The 16,011-nt window shown below is 62.5% G+C and carries 17 protein-coding genes; 4 read left to right on the forward strand and 13 right to left on the reverse strand.

Going from position 1 to position 16,011, the window contains the following annotated elements:
- The first annotated feature begins 44 nt into the window (after positions 1-44).
- Both ACN6KF_RS31330 and ACN6KF_RS31335 read left to right on the forward strand, forming a co-directional pair.
- A complete protein-coding gene (locus ACN6KF_RS31330) occupies positions 45-1,259 on the forward strand; it encodes a helix-turn-helix domain-containing protein (protein WP_434960787.1) in 1,215 nt (404 codons plus the stop codon).
- Positions 1,260-1,274: 15 nt separating this feature from the next.
- Entirely contained in the window at positions 1,275-1,928 is a 654-nt protein-coding gene (locus ACN6KF_RS31335; RefSeq protein WP_434960788.1) for a Vgb family protein, read from the forward strand.
- A gap of 12 nt (positions 1,929-1,940) precedes the next feature.
- Here ACN6KF_RS31335 and ACN6KF_RS31340 read toward each other — a convergent pair whose 3' ends face one another.
- Positions 1,941-3,299, reverse strand: a complete 1,359-nt coding sequence (locus ACN6KF_RS31340; protein ID WP_434960789.1) for an aminotransferase-like domain-containing protein — start codon at positions 3,297-3,299, stop codon at positions 1,941-1,943.
- A gap of 116 nt (positions 3,300-3,415) precedes the next feature.
- Here ACN6KF_RS31340 and ACN6KF_RS31345 point away from each other — a divergent pair, with 116 nt between their 5' ends.
- Entirely contained in the window at positions 3,416-4,021 is a 606-nt protein-coding gene (locus tag ACN6KF_RS31345) for a LysE family translocator (protein WP_434960790.1), read from the forward strand.
- 248 nt (positions 4,022-4,269) lie between these two features.
- Here ACN6KF_RS31345 and ACN6KF_RS31350 read toward each other — a convergent pair whose 3' ends face one another.
- The 5 genes from ACN6KF_RS31350 to ACN6KF_RS31370 form a co-directional block, all read right to left on the reverse strand.
- Positions 4,270-4,869 carry a dihydrofolate reductase family protein gene (locus ACN6KF_RS31350; protein WP_434960791.1) on the reverse strand — a complete coding sequence of 200 codons (600 nt, stop codon included), beginning with the start codon at positions 4,867-4,869 and terminating at the stop codon, positions 4,270-4,272.
- Between the two features lie 232 nt (positions 4,870-5,101).
- Positions 5,102-5,614 carry a hypothetical protein gene (locus tag ACN6KF_RS31355; protein WP_434960792.1) on the reverse strand — a complete coding sequence of 171 codons (513 nt, stop codon included), beginning with the start codon at positions 5,612-5,614 and terminating at the stop codon, positions 5,102-5,104.
- A 175-nt stretch (positions 5,615-5,789) separates the two neighbouring features.
- A complete protein-coding gene (locus tag ACN6KF_RS31360; protein WP_434960793.1) occupies positions 5,790-6,389 on the reverse strand; it encodes an acyl-homoserine-lactone synthase in 600 nt (199 codons plus the stop codon).
- Positions 6,390-6,516: 127 nt separating this feature from the next.
- Positions 6,517-7,245, reverse strand: coding sequence for a LuxR family transcriptional regulator (locus tag ACN6KF_RS31365; protein WP_434960794.1), 729 nt, complete (start codon positions 7,243-7,245; stop codon positions 6,517-6,519).
- Between the two features lie 565 nt (positions 7,246-7,810).
- Positions 7,811-8,605: a lytic murein transglycosylase gene (locus ACN6KF_RS31370; protein WP_434960795.1), complete on the reverse strand. Its 795-nt coding sequence runs from the start codon at positions 8,603-8,605 to the stop codon at positions 7,811-7,813.
- A gap of 402 nt (positions 8,606-9,007) precedes the next feature.
- Here ACN6KF_RS31370 and ACN6KF_RS31375 point away from each other — a divergent pair, with 402 nt between their 5' ends.
- A complete protein-coding gene (locus ACN6KF_RS31375; protein ID WP_434961354.1) occupies positions 9,008-9,619 on the forward strand; it encodes an IMPACT family protein in 612 nt (203 codons plus the stop codon).
- Positions 9,620-9,632: 13 nt separating this feature from the next.
- Here ACN6KF_RS31375 and ACN6KF_RS31380 read toward each other — a convergent pair whose 3' ends face one another.
- From ACN6KF_RS31380 to ACN6KF_RS31410, 7 genes are all read right to left on the reverse strand, one after another.
- Positions 9,633-10,133: a GNAT family acetyltransferase gene (locus ACN6KF_RS31380; RefSeq protein WP_434960796.1), complete on the reverse strand. Its 501-nt coding sequence runs from the start codon at positions 10,131-10,133 to the stop codon at positions 9,633-9,635.
- 149 nt (positions 10,134-10,282) lie between these two features.
- Positions 10,283-11,638, reverse strand: a complete 1,356-nt coding sequence (locus ACN6KF_RS31385; RefSeq protein ID WP_434960797.1) for a purine-cytosine permease family protein — start codon at positions 11,636-11,638, stop codon at positions 10,283-10,285.
- Positions 11,639-11,728: 90 nt separating this feature from the next.
- On the reverse strand, positions 11,729-12,706 hold the full coding sequence (locus tag ACN6KF_RS31390; protein WP_434960798.1) for a 5-oxoprolinase subunit C family protein: 978 nt from the start codon (positions 12,704-12,706) through the stop codon (positions 11,729-11,731).
- A complete protein-coding gene (locus ACN6KF_RS31395; RefSeq protein WP_434960799.1) occupies positions 12,696-13,571 on the reverse strand; it encodes a 5-oxoprolinase subunit B family protein in 876 nt (291 codons plus the stop codon). Before ACN6KF_RS31395 ends, ACN6KF_RS31390 begins: the two co-directional genes overlap by 11 nt.
- Positions 13,568-14,959 (reverse strand): acetyl-CoA carboxylase biotin carboxylase subunit, encoded by a 1,392-nt coding sequence (locus tag ACN6KF_RS31400; RefSeq protein ID WP_434960800.1) that lies wholly within the window; start codon positions 14,957-14,959, stop codon positions 13,568-13,570. The genes ACN6KF_RS31395 and ACN6KF_RS31400 overlap by 4 nt, the downstream gene beginning before the upstream one ends.
- Complete coding sequence (locus ACN6KF_RS31405; RefSeq protein WP_434960801.1) at positions 14,956-15,198, reverse strand: acetyl-CoA carboxylase; 243 nt, start codon at positions 15,196-15,198, stop codon at positions 14,956-14,958. The genes ACN6KF_RS31400 and ACN6KF_RS31405 overlap by 4 nt, the downstream gene beginning before the upstream one ends.
- Before the next feature lie 3 nt (positions 15,199-15,201).
- A complete protein-coding gene (locus ACN6KF_RS31410) occupies positions 15,202-16,002 on the reverse strand; it encodes a 5-oxoprolinase subunit PxpA (protein ID WP_434960802.1) in 801 nt (266 codons plus the stop codon).
- Positions 16,003-16,011 lie beyond the last annotated feature (9 nt).

The following is a 16,011-nucleotide window of genomic DNA, read 5'->3' on the forward strand; positions in this document are numbered from 1 at the left end:
CGGGAGTGTCGGATGGTGGGAGTGACAAGTTTGGCGGGATTCGAATGGACTCGCTGATTACGGCCGCGGCCCGTGCGCTCGCCGCCGGCGATCCGCTCGGTGCCCTGAACCGGGTTGCCCTGCGCGACGATGCGCCGGCATTGGCCCTGCGCGGCATCGCAATGGCGCAGCTCGGGGACCTCGATCGCGCTCGAACACTGATCCGAAGCGCGAGCCGTGCCTTCGGCACCAGGCAAGCGGTGGCGCGCGCAAGATGCGTTGTCGCCGAGGCGGAGATCGCCTTCGTCTCGCGCGATCTAGGCTGGCCCGCCAAGGCCCTTCATGCGGCGCGCGTGACGCTGGAACAGCATGGCGACTGGGTGAATGCCGCACATGCCAGATATCTCGAAGCTCGGCGCCTGCTACTGATCGGGCGCCTGGACGCCGCCGAGGCAGAGCTTGCCAATTTCGATCCCGCGCCGCTGCCGCCGGCCTTGAAGACGGCGCATGATCTGGTGGTCGCCGGCATTGCGATGCGCATGCTGCGGACCCGACAGGCCCGTGAGGCGCTGACCCGGGCCAAGCTGGCCGCACGCCAGGCCGGGATCCCGGCGTTGGCGGCGGAGGTCGAAAGCGCCATGCGGATCCTGGACACGCCGGCCGCGCGCCTGATCACCGGCGGCTGCGAACGCCCCGTGCTGCTCGATGAAGTCGAGGCTTTGCAGACATCGAAAGCCTTCCTGGTCGATGCCTGCCGTCATGTCGTGCGCGATGCAGAGAAGGGGGCTTCGCTCGCCAGACGGCCGGTGCTGTTTGCCCTTGTCAGGGCGTTGGGCGAGGCCTGGCCCGGCGATGTGACGCGCGACGAACTGGTGGCGCGCGCCTTCGGAGCCAAATCGGCCGACGAGTCCCATCGCGCCCGGCTTCGGGTCGAGATGGGCCGCCTGCGCGCGATCTTGCGGGGAATGGCCGCCGTCAACGCGACCCGGCGCGGCTTTGCCCTGGTCCCTCGCCGTGCCGGCGACGTCCTGGTACTGGCCCGGCCGGTCGAAGAGAAATATGCAGCGGTGCTGGCGTTCCTCTCCGATGGCGAAGCCTGGTCGAGCTCGGCTCTAGCGCTTGCGCTCGGTGCCAGCCAGCGTACGGTGCAGCGCGCCCTCGACGAGCTCGCCTTGGCCGCCAAAGTGCAGTTCTTCGGCCGCGGCCGGGCACGCCGCTGGGTGACGCCGCCCGTGCCGAGTTTCGCGACAACCTTGTTACTCCCCGCGCCTTTGCCATGAAGTTAGGGTCGCCCGATGAAACGGACATCAGCAGAAATCCTTCGCGAATATGGCCCTTTTGCCGGTGTCGAGGCCGTGCACGGGGTCAGCTTCGATGGTGACAACGTCTGGTTTGCGTCCGGCGACAAGCTGAACGCACTCGATCCCGACAGTGGCAAGACGGTGAGGTTTCTCGATGTCGCCGCGCATGCCGGCACCGCTTTTGACGGCCGGCATCTGTTTCAGATCGCGGAGGATCGCATCCAGAAGATCGATCCGGCCACCGGCAAGGTGCTCGCCACCATTCCAGCGCCCGGCGGCGGCAAGGATTCAGGCCTGGCCTGGGCGGAAGGCGCCCTTTGGGTCGGCCAATACCAGGACCGCAAGATTCACCAGATCGATCCTGAGACCGGCGCCACGCTACGCACCATCGAATCCAACCGTTTCGTCACTGGTGTGACCTGGGTGGATGGGGAGCTTTGGCACGCCACCTTGGAAAATGATGAGAGCGAATTGCGGCATATCGATCCGGCTACCGGCAAGGTTCTCGACAGCATCGAGATGCCGGCCGGCCTGGTCGTCTCCGGGCTCGAATCCGATGGGGGCGATCGCTTCTTCTGCGGAGGTGGTGCCAGCGGAAAAGTCAGGGCCGTCCGCCGGCCCTCTAGAGCAAAGCGCATTCATGACTGAACGCTTGTTTGCTCAGACGAGCACCGGCCGGTTGGACACGAACAGATCGGCGAGAATGCCGAGAGCCTGATCGAGCTGATCGATTGCCGGAGCGCCGAGGCTTATCCGCACGCCGCCCTGCAAAGCGGCGGGATCGGCCATTGCTGCGCGCGCCGGCATCAGAGCGACCCCGTGCAGGGCGGCGCGGGCGACGAAACGGTCTGCCGCCTCGGCCGGCATCGGCAGCCAGGCATGAAAACCGCCATTGACCTTCAGTGACGCATGCTTGGGCAAGCGTTCGGTGGCGAGCGCCGAGCGTCGGGCCGCGTCCGCGCGGACCGACGCCGCAACCGCTTCCGCTGTCCCGTCCACCAGCCACATCTCCATGATTTCGGCCAGGAGTGCCGACGCCATGGTGCTGCTCGCCTGCAGCCGTGCCTCCGCCTCGGCCATGCGATCGGGCGGGACGACGAGCGCGCCCATGCGAAGCCCGGGACTCAAGGTCTTGGAGAGGCCGGTGACATAGAAGGTACGTTCGGGCGCAAGGGACGCCAGGGGACAGACGCCTGCGGGCGCGAAAATGCCGTAGACGTCGTCCTCGATGATGGCGACGTCGTGGGCTCGGCATAGGCGGACCAAAGTCTGGCGGCGTTCAGCGCCCATCGTCGCCGTTGTTGGATTGTGCAGGGTCGGGGTCACATAGAGCACCCGATGCCGGCCGCGCTCGGAGCCGAGTGCTTCGGCCAGGGCGTCGGGCGTGAGTCCTTCCTCGTCCATCGCAAGACCGACGGTCTCGAGGCCGGCCTGCCCTGCCGCCAGCAACGCCCCCGGATAAGTCAGCGCCTCGGTCAGCAAGATCGTTCCCGGCGGGCAGGCGATGGCCATCGCAATAGAGAGAGCGTGCTGGGCGCCATGGCTCAGCACGATACAGTCCGGCCTGGCCTCAAAGCCCCATCTGGCCAGCCAGCGCGCCATCAGGCGCCGATGCTCCGGGCGGCCTGCGGGATGGGAATAGGCTCCGAAGGTGCCGGCATCGAGGCGCTTTGCCAGTGTCGACAGTGTGGCCTGTAGCAGCCTGTCGCTCAGCATCTGCGGAGGGGCGTTGATGCCGAGGTCGATTGCGCCGGCCGCCGCGGCCGAGGAACCGGCCACGAACATGCCGCGGCCATGGAGTGACCTCACCAGGCCGCGCTGCTCCAGCCTGGCATAGGCCTTGGTGACGGTGCCGACGCCAACGCCGAGACGCCAGGCAAGGTCGCGATGGGCCGGCAGACGGTCGCCGGCGCCGATCAGGCCGGCGGCAATGTCGTCGGCAAGCGCTGCGGCAAGCCGCTCGAAAGGTGGCCCACCACCTTGTGCCAAGTGCGGTACCCAGGGAGATGCAAGCTTCACGGCAGGACCATCAATTGCGTCACGTGACACTATTGCATATTTCAAAATAGTGTCACGCCGCTATGATCCCGTCAATTCTCTACGGAGCGGCCACTTCCCATGACACCCGACTTCCCATGACACCCGACCTGCTTATCGCCTTCGTCATCTACGCCTTCGTCACCTCGATCACGCCCGGCCCGAACAATACGATGCTGGTGGCCTCAGGAGCTAATTACGGTCTCAAGGCCACCATGCCTCATCTTCTCGGCATCAATCTCGGTTTCTGTGTCCTCGTGCTCGCCGCCGGTTTCGGCATAGGCGGCCTGTTCACGGTCTTTCCGCTCCTGCACACGCTGTTGCGCTATGGCGGTGCGACCTATCTCCTCTACCTTGCCTGGAAGATTGCCAAAGCAGGCAGGCCGGATTCCGAAGGCGGCCAGGATCGCCCGATGACCTTTTTCCAAGCAGCGGCCTTCCAGTGGATCAATCCGAAGGCCTGGATCATGGCTATCGGCGCCATTGCCACCTATACGCCGGCCAGTGGCTTCTTCGGCAATGTCCTGGTGGTGGCGGCCATCTACGTTCTGGTTAATGCACCCTGCCTCTTGGTCTGGGCGGCAGCGGGAACCGCTTTGCGCGGTTTCCTGTCGAAACCTCTACGGCTGCGTCTTTTCAACATCGCCATGGCGTTGGCACTGGTCGCCTCGCTCTATCCGATCCTGGCTGAAGCGGGGCATTGACCGACAGGCGCATCGACATCCCTTGTTAGAGGTCGAAGGTGAGATAGTAGGTCAAGAAGGAGAACAGCAAGGCAAGCAGCACACTTTCGAGCATCAGCTTTGCTCCGGTGAAAGAGGCCGTCAACATGCGCGCACTGCCTTAACCTGCGATTTCCATTTGTTTCGCCGTGATGGTGATATCGCGGCATTTCGCGGTCTCCTGCCCAGCGATGCCGCGGGCATGGCAAGGGCGCAGCTTGCCCCATTCGTCACGACGGACTGTATGTTGCGAATGTGGGGGATTCGCCTTTCTGATAGACTTGGATCGAGAGGCCGGCTGGCGTCACTTCGGTCTTCACAGGCTTGAACCCGAGAGGCTGCCCGCCTTCCTTGAAGAGCCTGCGGCCCTGTCCCAGCACGACGGGAGCGACCATGAGCCTGAATTCATCCACCAATCCAGCCGCCAGCAGCGAATAGGAGAGCCGGCCGCTGCCATGGATTTGGAGTTCGCGGCCGGCCTTTGCCTTCAACGCGGCGACGCCGCCGAGAATGTCGCCCGACAGGATGGTCGAAGGCGCCCATGTGGCCTGCTCGAGTGTGTTCGAGGCCACATATTTCGGAGCGCCGTTCAACTTGCTGGCCACGGGATTATTGGGATCGTCCATCTTCGGCCAATCGCGCGCGAAGCTTTCATAGGTGCGGCGGCCGAACAGGAAGCCATCGGCTTCGGAGACCCAGTCGGTTACCGAGCGCATCAGGGCATCATCGATGAAGGGGACGAACCAGCCGCCACGGACAAAACCGTCCGTCGTTTCTTCATCGGGGCCTCCCGGGCCCTGATAGACACCATCGAGAGACAGAAATTCCATCAATACCAGCTTCATCACGTCACCTCTCGCGGTTTTATTGCCGCTGCTGTCCGGGCCGAGGCCGGAGATAATCAATTACCTTATGGGCTAACTATCAGTCTTTAATACTTAGCACAAGAGCTTAGTTTTTGTGCGTGATGAGCCGGCTTGCCGTGAGGCAGGGAGAGATGACCGACAGGTGGGCTTCCGCCTGTGACGGGTGGTCCGGCGACGAGCGGGGAGGGAGGTCGGGTTAGTGGAACTTGGTTTCCCGCAAATCGAAAAAGCCCTTGCGATCGACCACGGCGATCAGCAGTTGCAATTCCGTCATGGCGTCGGAGACCACGATGATGTCGCCGGTGGTCGTCACGCGCGCCATTGGCCGAATGTCCCTATACTCGCCGTGCTGCGTGTAGAGGCGGGCCTCCTTGAGGACATCGGCGGGTTTACGGCCGATCAGTTCGAGCGTGCCGGTCATCGCGTATTTCTTGGCGATCTCGTAATTGTACCAGGCGTCGCACGGTCCGTAACGGGCACCGGGGTCGGAGCTGAAGCAAACGGCTTCGCCTTCGATCGTATCCGTGGCGTGAAAGATGTCCACCACATAGGTTCTGGGCTGGGGAGCGTCGATCTTCCCCATCTCCTGGAGAACCGCGACGGCCGCGTGCACGGCGGCACGATCCGTGCAGTGCCTGACGATGTGTTCGAGGCCCTTCACCACCTGCTGATAGGTAAGCAAGCCCGTAGCGCTGGATTGCATGGACATGGCGCAACTCTTGAGATGAAAGATTTTCGAGATTTTGAATGAGGAGCCGGCAAGAAATTTCGAAGAGAATGTGAGATGGCGTGAACCTGTTCTTCTGCATAATGGTGCGAAGTCGGGCGGGAGAGAGCTTGCAGCGACGATTGGCGGGTTCGCTGCGAACCAGTTCGGACCCCGTTCAAGCGTGAATCTGCTGCATCGGCGTAATCAGGTCGCTCCACTCGCATGGCGCGGGATCCGCCAGCCCGGTGCGCGGCAAATTCAGAGCGTCCATCCGGACAAAGACGCCGAGATTGACAGCCATATGGGCGGCGATGACGGGCTCACCCGCAATGGTCTTTGGCAGCCCCATCGGGAAGGGGTCGAAACCAAGTTCACTCGCTCTGGTAATCCAGCCCGGATGGGCCTGCCAGACCAGGGTCTGGATATCGAACTTCAAGGCGACATAGGCCACGCTCCGCAGCAACAGACCAATCGGGCCGTTCCAGCCTCGGCCGGCGCCGCGCGCCCGCTTCGCCGTGCCCATGCGGCTCCACTCCCAGGCCCTGGGGTCTCGGATCAGTCCCCGCGAAGCCAGGCCGGGATAGACCTCGGACAGAACATGAGGCTTGATCGTCGGGTTGAGCCGGCTATAGGCCTGAACCTGCTCATCCTTCATGGCCAGGATGTGGATGGTGTCGTCGGTATCGAATTGATCGATTTCCCTGCGATCGGGCCGGCGCAGATTTTCCCAGCCGGCTTCTTCGACAAACGCTTCGTTCCGAAAACGGAAAGCCAATTCCAACTCAAATTGCTTAGAGGAATCAAATCCCTTGATAATGTGTAACATAGCAGAACCTCTCCATTTGTCCGGAGAGACTTGCCGTCATGGTACAGTATTGCAATACCCCAAAAATGGGGCAGTGTCATTGTAGCAAATGTAGTCTATATGCTCTTGAAACTGTATGGGCTTTGGTTCGGGTTCCGAGTTTTTTGGCAACATTCTTGAGGTATTTTGTTGCCGTTTCTTCGGATATTCCCAGGATGCAACTGATCTCCCACGCCGTCTTACCTTCCGCAGTCCAGCGCAGACATTCGGTCTCGCGAGCCGAGAGAACAGGTCCGCCACCGCCGGAAGGACGCGTCGTTCGCAAGCGCCGAATGGCTTCGTAGGCATAGATGCTGATCATGTGGATCGCGGCATTCTCTTCCTCGGACAGAATCCAGTTCTTTTCCGGTGTCGAAATCGAGATCAGCCCCGCGACGGAGGTGAGGCCATGAATGGGAACGCAGAAGCCGTCGCCCATGCCGAAATCCGAACGGGCCTCGGCCATGATCCGGTTTGCGATCGAGTTGTCTTTGAACGCCTCGGCGGCCTCATGCCAGTAATAGGGGTTGATCTGCCGGCCGACATTGTTGGGTATCGGATCATGCATGGCATAATCGCGCTCCACATAGCGCTGCTGCCATGCCTCGGACCAGTTGGAGGCGTGCAGTTCGCGAACACCAGGCGGTGCGCCTGCCGGAATGTCACAAATGACAAAGGAATGGGATCCGAAATTCTGTAGCGCTAAACCAAACGTCGATTTCACCTCATCGACCGTCTTGGCTCTGCGCAGATCATGCAACGTCTCAAAAGCCATGACTTCCAGCATTTGACCGTCCCCCGGGGCTGACAGCCCATCGCCTGTGTAGCTGGTCGAATACTTGCCGCCTTGTGACCGGTGATGAAAATCCGCAGACACGCTACCGGTACACATTATTATTGTGCATGAATGCCCCAAGATTGCCAAGTCCAGCTTGAAGTAAAGAAGGCAAAAACAGCAACCTCCGCTTGCATCATACCGAAAAGAAGGAGTTCATTCGCGATGATATTGGCTGGAGCATAATACTTTAGACGTCTCGCGAGGAGGCCCTTCCTAACCCCTGGCCTGTGCTGGTAGCGACGAATGCAGGCCACTCCATGTCGGCACCTTCGACTGAGGGAGGCTCCTCAAGGGCAACACAGGTGCGATACGCGATAGTGAGAGGCGTTACTGAGGGATGCCAAGTTCCACCTGGCACACAAGAGGCTGGACGCGTGAAGCGATGCAAGCTTCTTACGTGCCTCAAACGTCATGACGCAACGTCAAATAATGAAGAACGCCGTGGAGGCGAGTGCTCCACGGCGCAATTGGTCGATAGTCGACTGTGTTCGGGTGAGAGAGCCCGCCAAGTCTCCTATTGGGCGTCGATGCGCTGGCCGATATGGGCGATGGCCTGCTGATAGACCGAGGCGGCATTCCAGGCCTGGATGGCCGAGAAATTCGGCTCGCCCGGCTGATAGCCCTGGCCAGCGCTCCAGCCATGACCCTTCAGATAGTTGGCGGTCGAATCGAGGGCGCCGGCCGCACTGTCGAGATTGCCGACACCATATTGCAGCACGGTCTTGGGCATGAACTGGGTCTGGCCCACTTCACCATGCATGGAACCGCGGGTTTGCGCTGTGAAGCGGCCGCTGTCGACAAGCTTGAGCGCGGCGTAGAGCTGGTCGGTGAAAAATTCGGGCCGGCGGCAGTCATAGGCAAGCGTTGCCACCGAGGAGAGCATGTTCTGATTGCCCTTGACGGCACCAAAGCCCGACTCCATGCCCCAGATCGCCAGCAGCGGTCCGGGGGGAACGCCGTAACGGCGCTGGATATCGGCAAACAGCGCGCCTTGGGATTTCTTGAGCTGGCGCCCGCGCGCGACGATCGTATTGCCGCCGCGCTTGGCAAGGAACTGATCCAAGGACAGCTTGAAGCTCTTCAGGCCACGATCGGCGTTGATGGTGGCTGTGGCGTAATGGGTGCTCATCAGCGCGGCGATGCCGGCCTGACCAACGCCCTTGGCGCGTGCCTCGGCTGAAAACTCCTGCTTCCATGCTTCATAGCCGGATGCGTTCTTGCCGCATTGGGCAGCATGGGCTCCGCCTGAAAGCTGGAACAGGCTCAAGACCGCTCCGGCCAGTGCCGCTACATGTATCCTCGTGCTCATTCCAATCCCTTTTTTGAGAACATCCAGGCTGCTGGCGACTACAGCAGTGACGCGGGGTCAAGTCAATCGATGCAGAACGGTGCCCACATCTGGCTTTCGATTTTGGGTTTACGAAGCGGTTAAATCTGAAGTGTCTGGTGTCATCGGCCGAGCATTGGGCATCCCCGACTGCGCCACCTGAACCTTCGTGGGTGAATGGCGGCCGAGCCCGATGCGTTCAGGGTAGCAGATCCCTTGCCCTCAGAGCGCGGTGATTTGGCTCCCGAACCCGCCACTCAGCGGTGAATTGCGATTTCCCCACATCGACGTTCTGCTCTAACTTTTTGTTTCAATGTACTTTCCTGTAGCCAGGAAGCCCATAAACTTTTCAGGAAAATGTTTTAGATTGCGGCCATGCCGGATTTGTTCAGTCTTAAAAAAACCGAGACCTTCAGACAGGAGGTCAAGAAAAGTCGTTTTCTGGCCACAGCGGCTCCCGCCACGGATGAAGAGGCGGCCAAGGCTTTCATCAAGGACCATTCCGATCCAACGGCCAATCACAATTGCTGGGCTTGGCGAATAGGTCCGCTCTACCGCTTCAACGATGACGGCGAGCCCAGCGGCACTGCGGGCAAGCCGATCCTGCAGGCGATCGACGGCCAGGCCTTGGATGGTGTCGCCGTCGTGGTCACGCGCTGGTTCGGCGGTATCCTGCTTGGCAGCGGCGGCTTGATCCGGGCCTATGGCGGTACCGCCGCATCCTGCCTGCGCGCCGCCGAGAAGCTGCCGATCGTCGCCCGGGTGGAGGCGCGTATTGTCTGCGGCTTTACCGATCTGGCGTTGGTTCAGGCGCGATTGTCGGCGCATCAGGCGGTGCAGATTCTTGCTCAGGACTATACCGCGACGGGGGCCGAATTTGTCGCTGCGATCCGCGAAGAGTATCTGGCCGATGTCCGGCAGTTGATGGCCGACGTCACCAGCGGTCGCGCCGTGCTGTCCATTCTGACTCAGGGCGAGCCTTCGGCTCGTGTCTGATCGGTGCCGTATTCTATCCCTGATCTTCCGTCTTGCGTTTGCTTTCGCCCTTTTCCTTGCTGGGTTCGGCCGGGCTTTCGCGTTCAACGCTGACGGACAGCTTCTGATAGACGCCGAGACCGACGATCATCGCGGTGCCGCCGAAGAGCAGGAGTGCCGGATAAAGCAATTGCTCCGGGCTTTGCTTGGCCACCTTGAACACGGTCACCAGGGCTTCGAGGAAAACCGCGATCACGATGGCCGACATGAATTTGGTCAGGCTGCGCCGGGCTTCCACGGCGTCGCGCATTTCGCGGGCGCGCAGCACTTCCTCCTCGAGGAAATAGCGAGCCACGTCGAAAACCGCGATGCCGACGACCACGAAGCCGATTGAGTCGAGCAGCGTATTGTCGAACTGGCCGTCTGAATACGCGGCGCGGAAGACCCGGACGCCGGCAATCGCCACAAGGCCGCCCGCCAACACCATCAGGCAGATGCTGGCCACGGTGAAAACGAGCCGAGATATGACTTCCATAGGCCCCCGCAAAGTCTCATCCATCAGCCTCTACCAGGCTGCACGGCGCTGGAAGATGGATCTCCCGGACAGGATCTAGAGCCGTTTCCTTCGCGGTTTCAATAGCAACTCCCGGCCGAAGGTCGACCGGGAGCCTGTGCTTCATCATTTCAGTCGGCGACCAGGAACCAGGAACGGCGCGCGAAGGTGAGGCCCACCGCATAGATGCTGAATGCGGCCACGGCCGTTGCCGGCGCGGACAACTCCGCATAGGCGCCGCCGAACAGATGCAGGCCGATGCCGATGGCGGCGCCGGCAAACCAGGCGACGAGGCCAAGGGGATTGAAGGCCGGCACATGGCTCGAACGGTACTCGATCGTATCGCCAGCCAGGCGCCGGTAGCGGTCGCTGAGGATATGGGCCATCGCCACGGCAACCCAGGCCACCACGAAGATGCCCTGATAGGCGAGGGCTTGCAGGAGATAGGCAAAGACATCTGCCAGCATCAGGAGATAAACGATCAGGCCGACGACGACCGCCCAGCCGATGCGTCCGAAGGGCAGCTTGCCGAAGAGCTGGACCAGGGCCTCCATGTTGACCGCGGCGAGATAGTAATTGGCCGTGTTGATGCGTGTCTGCGTAACCCAGACGAAGAGCAGGCCCCAGACGCCCATCAGCTTGAGCAGGGCGAGGAGGACGGTCACTTCGCTGACCGTGCCGAGATCGGGGACGGTGCCGATCATGAACATGCCGAACAGGCCGCTGACCAGGAAGACCATGACATAGAAGGGCATGCCGAAATTGAAGAAGGCGTGATAGCTGGCGTCCTCCTCGCGGCCGAAGCGGGCATAGTCGAAGGTGAACATCATCAGCACCCACACGCCCATGTAATAGACGAAGCACGACCACCAACCGCCAGCCGGCGCGCCGCCGGCCGGGCCGAGATTGAGCCACTTGTCGCTGTAGCCATATTCGGCGATTGCGAGACCGACGGCGACCACGAGCCCGAGGATATAGAAGGGCAGCAGCACGCCGTTGAACTTGTCGAGCCAAGTCTGGATGCTGCCGAAGATCAGCGGCACCGAATAGAGCACGACGATCAGGGCAGCGATCGCATAGGACACGGACGGAAAAATGGTGTGGATGCCGACGGCGATCACCGACCCTTCGAACACCGCGTAATAGATCGCGGTCGCGCAGAAGATCAGCGTCGCCAGCCCTGCGCCGACATTGCCGAACAGCACGCGTGAGAACAAGGCGACGGACAGGCCGGTGCGAATGGCGAAGCGGCTGAGCACGGCATTGATCAGGCCATAGGCGATCACCGACAGTACCATGCCGATGATGGCGTTGCGGGTGCCGAAGCCGAGGGCCAGGGCGGCTCCGACGACGATATAGAACACCGCGCTGCACACGGCCCACCACGCCATGGTCAGGGCCATCTTGGGCATGCGCTGATCGGGCGGGACGGCCCGGTTGGAATAGTCGAGTGTATCGGCTTCGGCGGCCGCGACGGTGCCTGCCATGATGGTTCCCCTCTCACTGGTTCTGGATGCTGTTTTTGGATGCTGTTCTTGGGTCGCGCGGCCTTTTCAACCGCTTCGGCCAGGGTGGATCTAGCTGGAGGCCAGCACGGCCCGGATGCAGGCGAGCAGCGTTGCGCGTTCGGCGCGAGCCGCCAGCGCCGTGGCCATGTCGACCTCGACGAATTGCGTCGGCGTGTTGGGCTGCATCTGGCCGATGAGGTCCATGTCGGCCGAGATCACGGTGCCGACCATGAAGTAGCCGCCGCCGGATACCGCATCACGATGCAGGATGATCGGTTCGGTGCCACTGGGCACCTGGATCGAGCCGTAGGGGTAGCAGCTGTCGACGATGTTGGAGGGGTCCGATCCCGCTCCGAAGGGGGGCTCACGTTCGACGAAGTGCAGGGGACGGCCACCACGGAAGCGATAGCCCATGCGGTCGGCTTCCGGTGCGACCTTCCACTGATCCTCGAAAAAGGCGCGTCCCGACTGTTCCTGGATGCGGTGCCAATACAGGCCCGGCAGGACACGAAGCTGCGCGGTCGCGCCCGGGCGGCGACGCAGAGGCTCCGGCACGCTGCGCCCTTCCTTGGCCGTGCCTGCTTCGCAGATCGCGAGTTCGTCACCCTTGGCTAAGGCACGGCCCTTATAGCCACCGAGAGCGCCGATCACGTAAGTCGAGCGACTGCCGAGCGCCAGGGGAACGTCGAAGCCGCCGGCGACGGCGATATAGATGCGCGCACCCGCCTTGAGGAAGCCGAAGCTGAGCGTCTGGCCTGCCTTGACGCCGAGGGCGGTCCAGGACGGCTGCTCGACCCCGGCGATCTTGATCGGCATCTCGGCACCGGTGATCGCGATCGTCGTATCCCTGGTGAATTCGAGTTCGGGGCCAAGGAACACGGCCTCCAGGCAGGCATCTCCTTCGTCATTGCCGACCAGGAGATTGGCGGCGCGCAAAGCCAGCCGATCCATCGCCCCGCCGATGGGAATGCCGAGATGGAAATAGCCCGGCCGGCCGAGATCCTGGATGGTGGTGGAAAGGCCGGGATTGAGGACCTTAACGCCCATGGATCATGCCCTCCAGCCTGGCGTTGTAACCGTCGATGTCGTTCTGGAATTCCCGGAGGTCGAAGGTGACCTCGTGCATCTGAGGCGCATAGCGGCCGGAGGCGACGTCGGCGGCGATCGCATCATGTTCGTCACGGCCGATCGGCTTGAACTTGACGATGTCGCCGGGCCGGAAGAACACCATGAAGTCGCGGAGATAGCCGGTCTTCTGCTCGGGATCGAAGATCGGCATAGGCGTGATACCGAACATCTGGTAGCCGCCGGCGCCGCGCACCGAATAGATGCACGAAAAACAGCCGCCATGGCCGACCGTCAGCTTCGGCGTATCGGTGCGGGGCCTCAGATATTTGGGAACCTGGAGTTGCCGGGAACGCTCGACCATCTGGTACATGAAGGGCAGGCCCGCGACGAAGCCGACCATCGAGACGAACCAGGGCGAACCGCTATGGGCGGCGACGAAATCCTCAACCGAGGCGAGGTCGTTGACGCGCGCGGCATATTCGAGATCGGTGGCCCCAGGGTCCTGGTGGCGTTCGCGAAACCGCATCAGGGTCTCATGAGTCCAGGGATCCTGATAGAACACCGGGATCTCGATGATGCGGGTGCCGATCACGGGATCTGCCTTCGCGGCGACCGCCTCGATGACCTTCACCTCCGCCAGGATGTCGTCCGGCTTGATGCGATCGGGATCGAAGCGGATCTGGAAGGATGCATTGGCCGGGCAGATCTCGGTGACGCCGGCAATGCCGGCCTCCCGAACCGCGCGGGTCATGGACAGGCTCTTGAAGAAGGCCTCCAGCGACATGCTCTCGTCGCATTCGACGAACAGGTGTTCGTCGCCGCCAAACGAATATCGGCTCATCATCGGGCGGCCTCCTTCACCGGTTCGGCTGGCGGCGGCGCAAAACGGCTCTCGAGCCAGCCTTCGAGAAAGCGCGTGTGGAAACGCCCCGCCGCCACATCGGCGTCGGCGGCAAGGGCCTCGTGCAGGGGAATGGTGGTGGGAATGCCTTCGATCTTCAGGCCGGCCAGCGCCTGCCGGAGCGTGGAGAGGCAGGAGGCACGGTCGGCACCGCGCACGACGAGTTTGCCCAGCAAAGAGTCGTAGAAGGGCGGCACCGCATAGCCCTCGAAGAGCATGGTGTCGAAACGAATGTCATCGCCTTCGGGCACCGATAGCGCCGTGACCACGCCCGGCCAGGGCATGAAGTTCTTGAACGGGTCCTCGGCGTTGATGCGGCATTCGATGGCATGGCCGGCGACGGCGACGTCCTCCTGACGGACGGAGAGCGGCTCGCCGCCAGCGATGCGCAGCATTTCCTGGACCAGGTCGAGGCCGGTGATCATTTCCGTTACCGGGTGCTCGACTTGTATGCGGGTGTTTACTTCAATGAAGTAGAAGTCCTGGCTTGCCTCGTCATAGAGATACTCAACCGTGCCCGCGCCGCTATAGCCGACCGAGCGGGCGAGGGCGACGGCACTTTGGCACAGGTGCTCGCGCACCTCAGGCGACAGGCCGACGGCCGGGGCTTCCTCCCACACTTTCTGGCGCCGGCGTTGCAGCGAGCATTCGCGCTCGTAGCAATGCACGAAGTTCCGGCCATCGCCGAGGATCTGCACCTCGACATGGCGCGCCTTTTCGATGGCCTTTTCGATGTAGAGGCCGCCATCGCCGAAGGCTGCCGCCGCTTCAGCGGAAGCCTGGGGGAACTGCCGGCGGAACTCGTCCATGTCCGCGGCGACGCGAATGCCACGTCCGCCGCCGCCGGCCGCAGCCTTGATCATCACCGGAAAGCCGATGCGTGCGGCGATCGCCTCGGCCTCCTCGATATTGGCGATGCGACCCCCGCTGCCCGGCACGGTGGGCACGCCCGCCTTCTTGGCTTCGGCCCGCGCCGCGACCTTGTCGCCGAGCAGGCGGATCGCAGAGCCGGCGGGCCCGACGAATTTCATGCCAGCCGCCACGACGGCATCGGCAAAATCGGCATTCTCCGCAAGGAAGCCATAGCCTGGATGCACGGTGTCCACCCTGGCCGCTTTGGCGGCCGAGATCACCGCCTCGATATTGAGATAGGATTTCTTGGCGGCGGCCGGCCCGATCTCGACGGCCTCGTCGGCGAGCTGTACCGCCAGCGAGTCCTTGTCCGCTGCGCTGTAGACCTGCACCGTGCGCAGCCCCAGCGCCTTGGCCGCGCGATTGATGCGCACGGCGATTTCGCCGCGATTGGCGATGAGGACCGAACGAATGTTCATGCCTCCACCTCGGCGAGTGCCTGGCCGGCCATCACGGCGTCGCCGTCATCGACGAGGAATTTGATATTGACGCCGCCGATACCCGCATTGATCTCGTGGAAGGACTTCATCACCTCGATCAGGCCGATGACATCCGCCGCTGTGACGGCGTCTCCATCCTCCTTGAAGAACGGGCTGTCAGGGGAAGGGCGTCTGTAGAAGACGCCGGGCAAGGGCGACATGATCTGCGAAATTGCCATTCTTCATCCCCTCGTGATGGCTTTGGACGGGTGCGCCAGCTCGCTCGCCGGCATGATCTTGATGCCATCGGCCACCAGGGCCCCGCGCATGGCGCGGGCGATCGCAAGGCTGCCGGGCGTATCGGAGTGAAAGCAGATGGAGTCGAAGGCGATGTCGATATCGTCGCCCTCGACGGTCCGCACCCGCTGCTCGCGGCAGGCCCGCACCACCTTGTCGGCGACCGCTGCCGGATCGAGCTTGCCGGTGCGGCGGGTGAACACGATGGAGCCCGAGCGGCCATAGTCACGGTCGGCGTAGAATTCGCGGATCACCGGCTGGCCGGCCTCGACGGCGACGCGATGGGTCAGCGAGACATCCATGCAGTAGATGAAGGCGTTGGGAGCTGTGGCCTGCATCGCATGGACGAAGGAACGCGACAGGTCCTCATTGGCAGCCAGTTCCATATAGAGCGCGCCATGCGGCTTCACATGCTGCAGGCTGGCACCATGGCGTCGGGCAAATTCCCGCAACGCTCCGGTCTGGTAGACGATGTCGTTGACGATCTCCTCGGCCGCTCCCTCGATGCGGCGGCGGCCAAAGCCCTGGAGATCTCGATAGCCGGGATGGGCGCCGATGCCGACGCCGTGCTGGGCCGCCAGCCGGACGGTGGCGTCCATCAGCGATGGATCCCCCGCATGAAAGCCGGTGGCGATGTTGGCGGAGCTGATGAGCTCCATCAAGGCGGTGTCGTCCGCCTCCGCCAGGCGCCATTGGCCGAAGCCTTCGCCCATGTCGCAATTGATGTCGACCGCAGCCAGCGCCAAGCCAGCCTC

The sequence above is a fragment of the Labrys methylaminiphilus subsp. lupini genome, from assembly GCF_051161885.1.
Classification (GTDB): Bacteria; Pseudomonadota; Alphaproteobacteria; order Rhizobiales; family Labraceae; genus Labrys.

What these genes read in the sequence shown, in the direction of transcription:
- ACN6KF_RS31330 (WP_434960787.1), top strand. Translation starts at nt 45, where the DNA reads ATGGACTCGCTGATTACGGCCGCGGCCCGTGCGCTCGCCGCCGGCGAT.
- ACN6KF_RS31335 (WP_434960788.1), top strand. Translation starts at nt 1,275, where the DNA reads ATGAAACGGACATCAGCAGAAATCCTTCGCGAATATGGCCCTTTTGCC.
- ACN6KF_RS31345 (WP_434960790.1), top strand. Translation starts at nt 3,416, where the DNA reads ATGACACCCGACCTGCTTATCGCCTTCGTCATCTACGCCTTCGTCACC.
- ACN6KF_RS31350 (WP_434960791.1), bottom strand. Translation starts at nt 4,869, where the DNA reads ATGGAATTTCTGTCTCTCGATGGTGTCTATCAGGGCCCGGGAGGCCCC.
- ACN6KF_RS31355 (WP_434960792.1), bottom strand. Translation starts at nt 5,614, where the DNA reads ATGTCCATGCAATCCAGCGCTACGGGCTTGCTTACCTATCAGCAGGTG.
- ACN6KF_RS31365 (WP_434960794.1), bottom strand. Translation starts at nt 7,245, where the DNA reads ATGCTGGAAGTCATGGCTTTTGAGACGTTGCATGATCTGCGCAGAGCC.
- ACN6KF_RS31370 (WP_434960795.1), bottom strand. Translation starts at nt 8,605, where the DNA reads ATGAGCACGAGGATACATGTAGCGGCACTGGCCGGAGCGGTCTTGAGC.
- ACN6KF_RS31380 (WP_434960796.1), bottom strand. Translation starts at nt 10,133, where the DNA reads ATGGAAGTCATATCTCGGCTCGTTTTCACCGTGGCCAGCATCTGCCTG.
- ACN6KF_RS31385 (WP_434960797.1), bottom strand. Translation starts at nt 11,638, where the DNA reads ATGGCAGGCACCGTCGCGGCCGCCGAAGCCGATACACTCGACTATTCC.
- ACN6KF_RS31390 (WP_434960798.1), bottom strand. Translation starts at nt 12,706, where the DNA reads ATGGGCGTTAAGGTCCTCAATCCCGGCCTTTCCACCACCATCCAGGAT.
- ACN6KF_RS31395 (WP_434960799.1), bottom strand. Translation starts at nt 13,571, where the DNA reads ATGATGAGCCGATATTCGTTTGGCGGCGACGAACACCTGTTCGTCGAA.
- ACN6KF_RS31400 (WP_434960800.1), bottom strand. Translation starts at nt 14,959, where the DNA reads ATGAACATTCGTTCGGTCCTCATCGCCAATCGCGGCGAAATCGCCGTG.
- ACN6KF_RS31405 (WP_434960801.1), bottom strand. Translation starts at nt 15,198, where the DNA reads ATGGCAATTTCGCAGATCATGTCGCCCTTGCCCGGCGTCTTCTACAGA.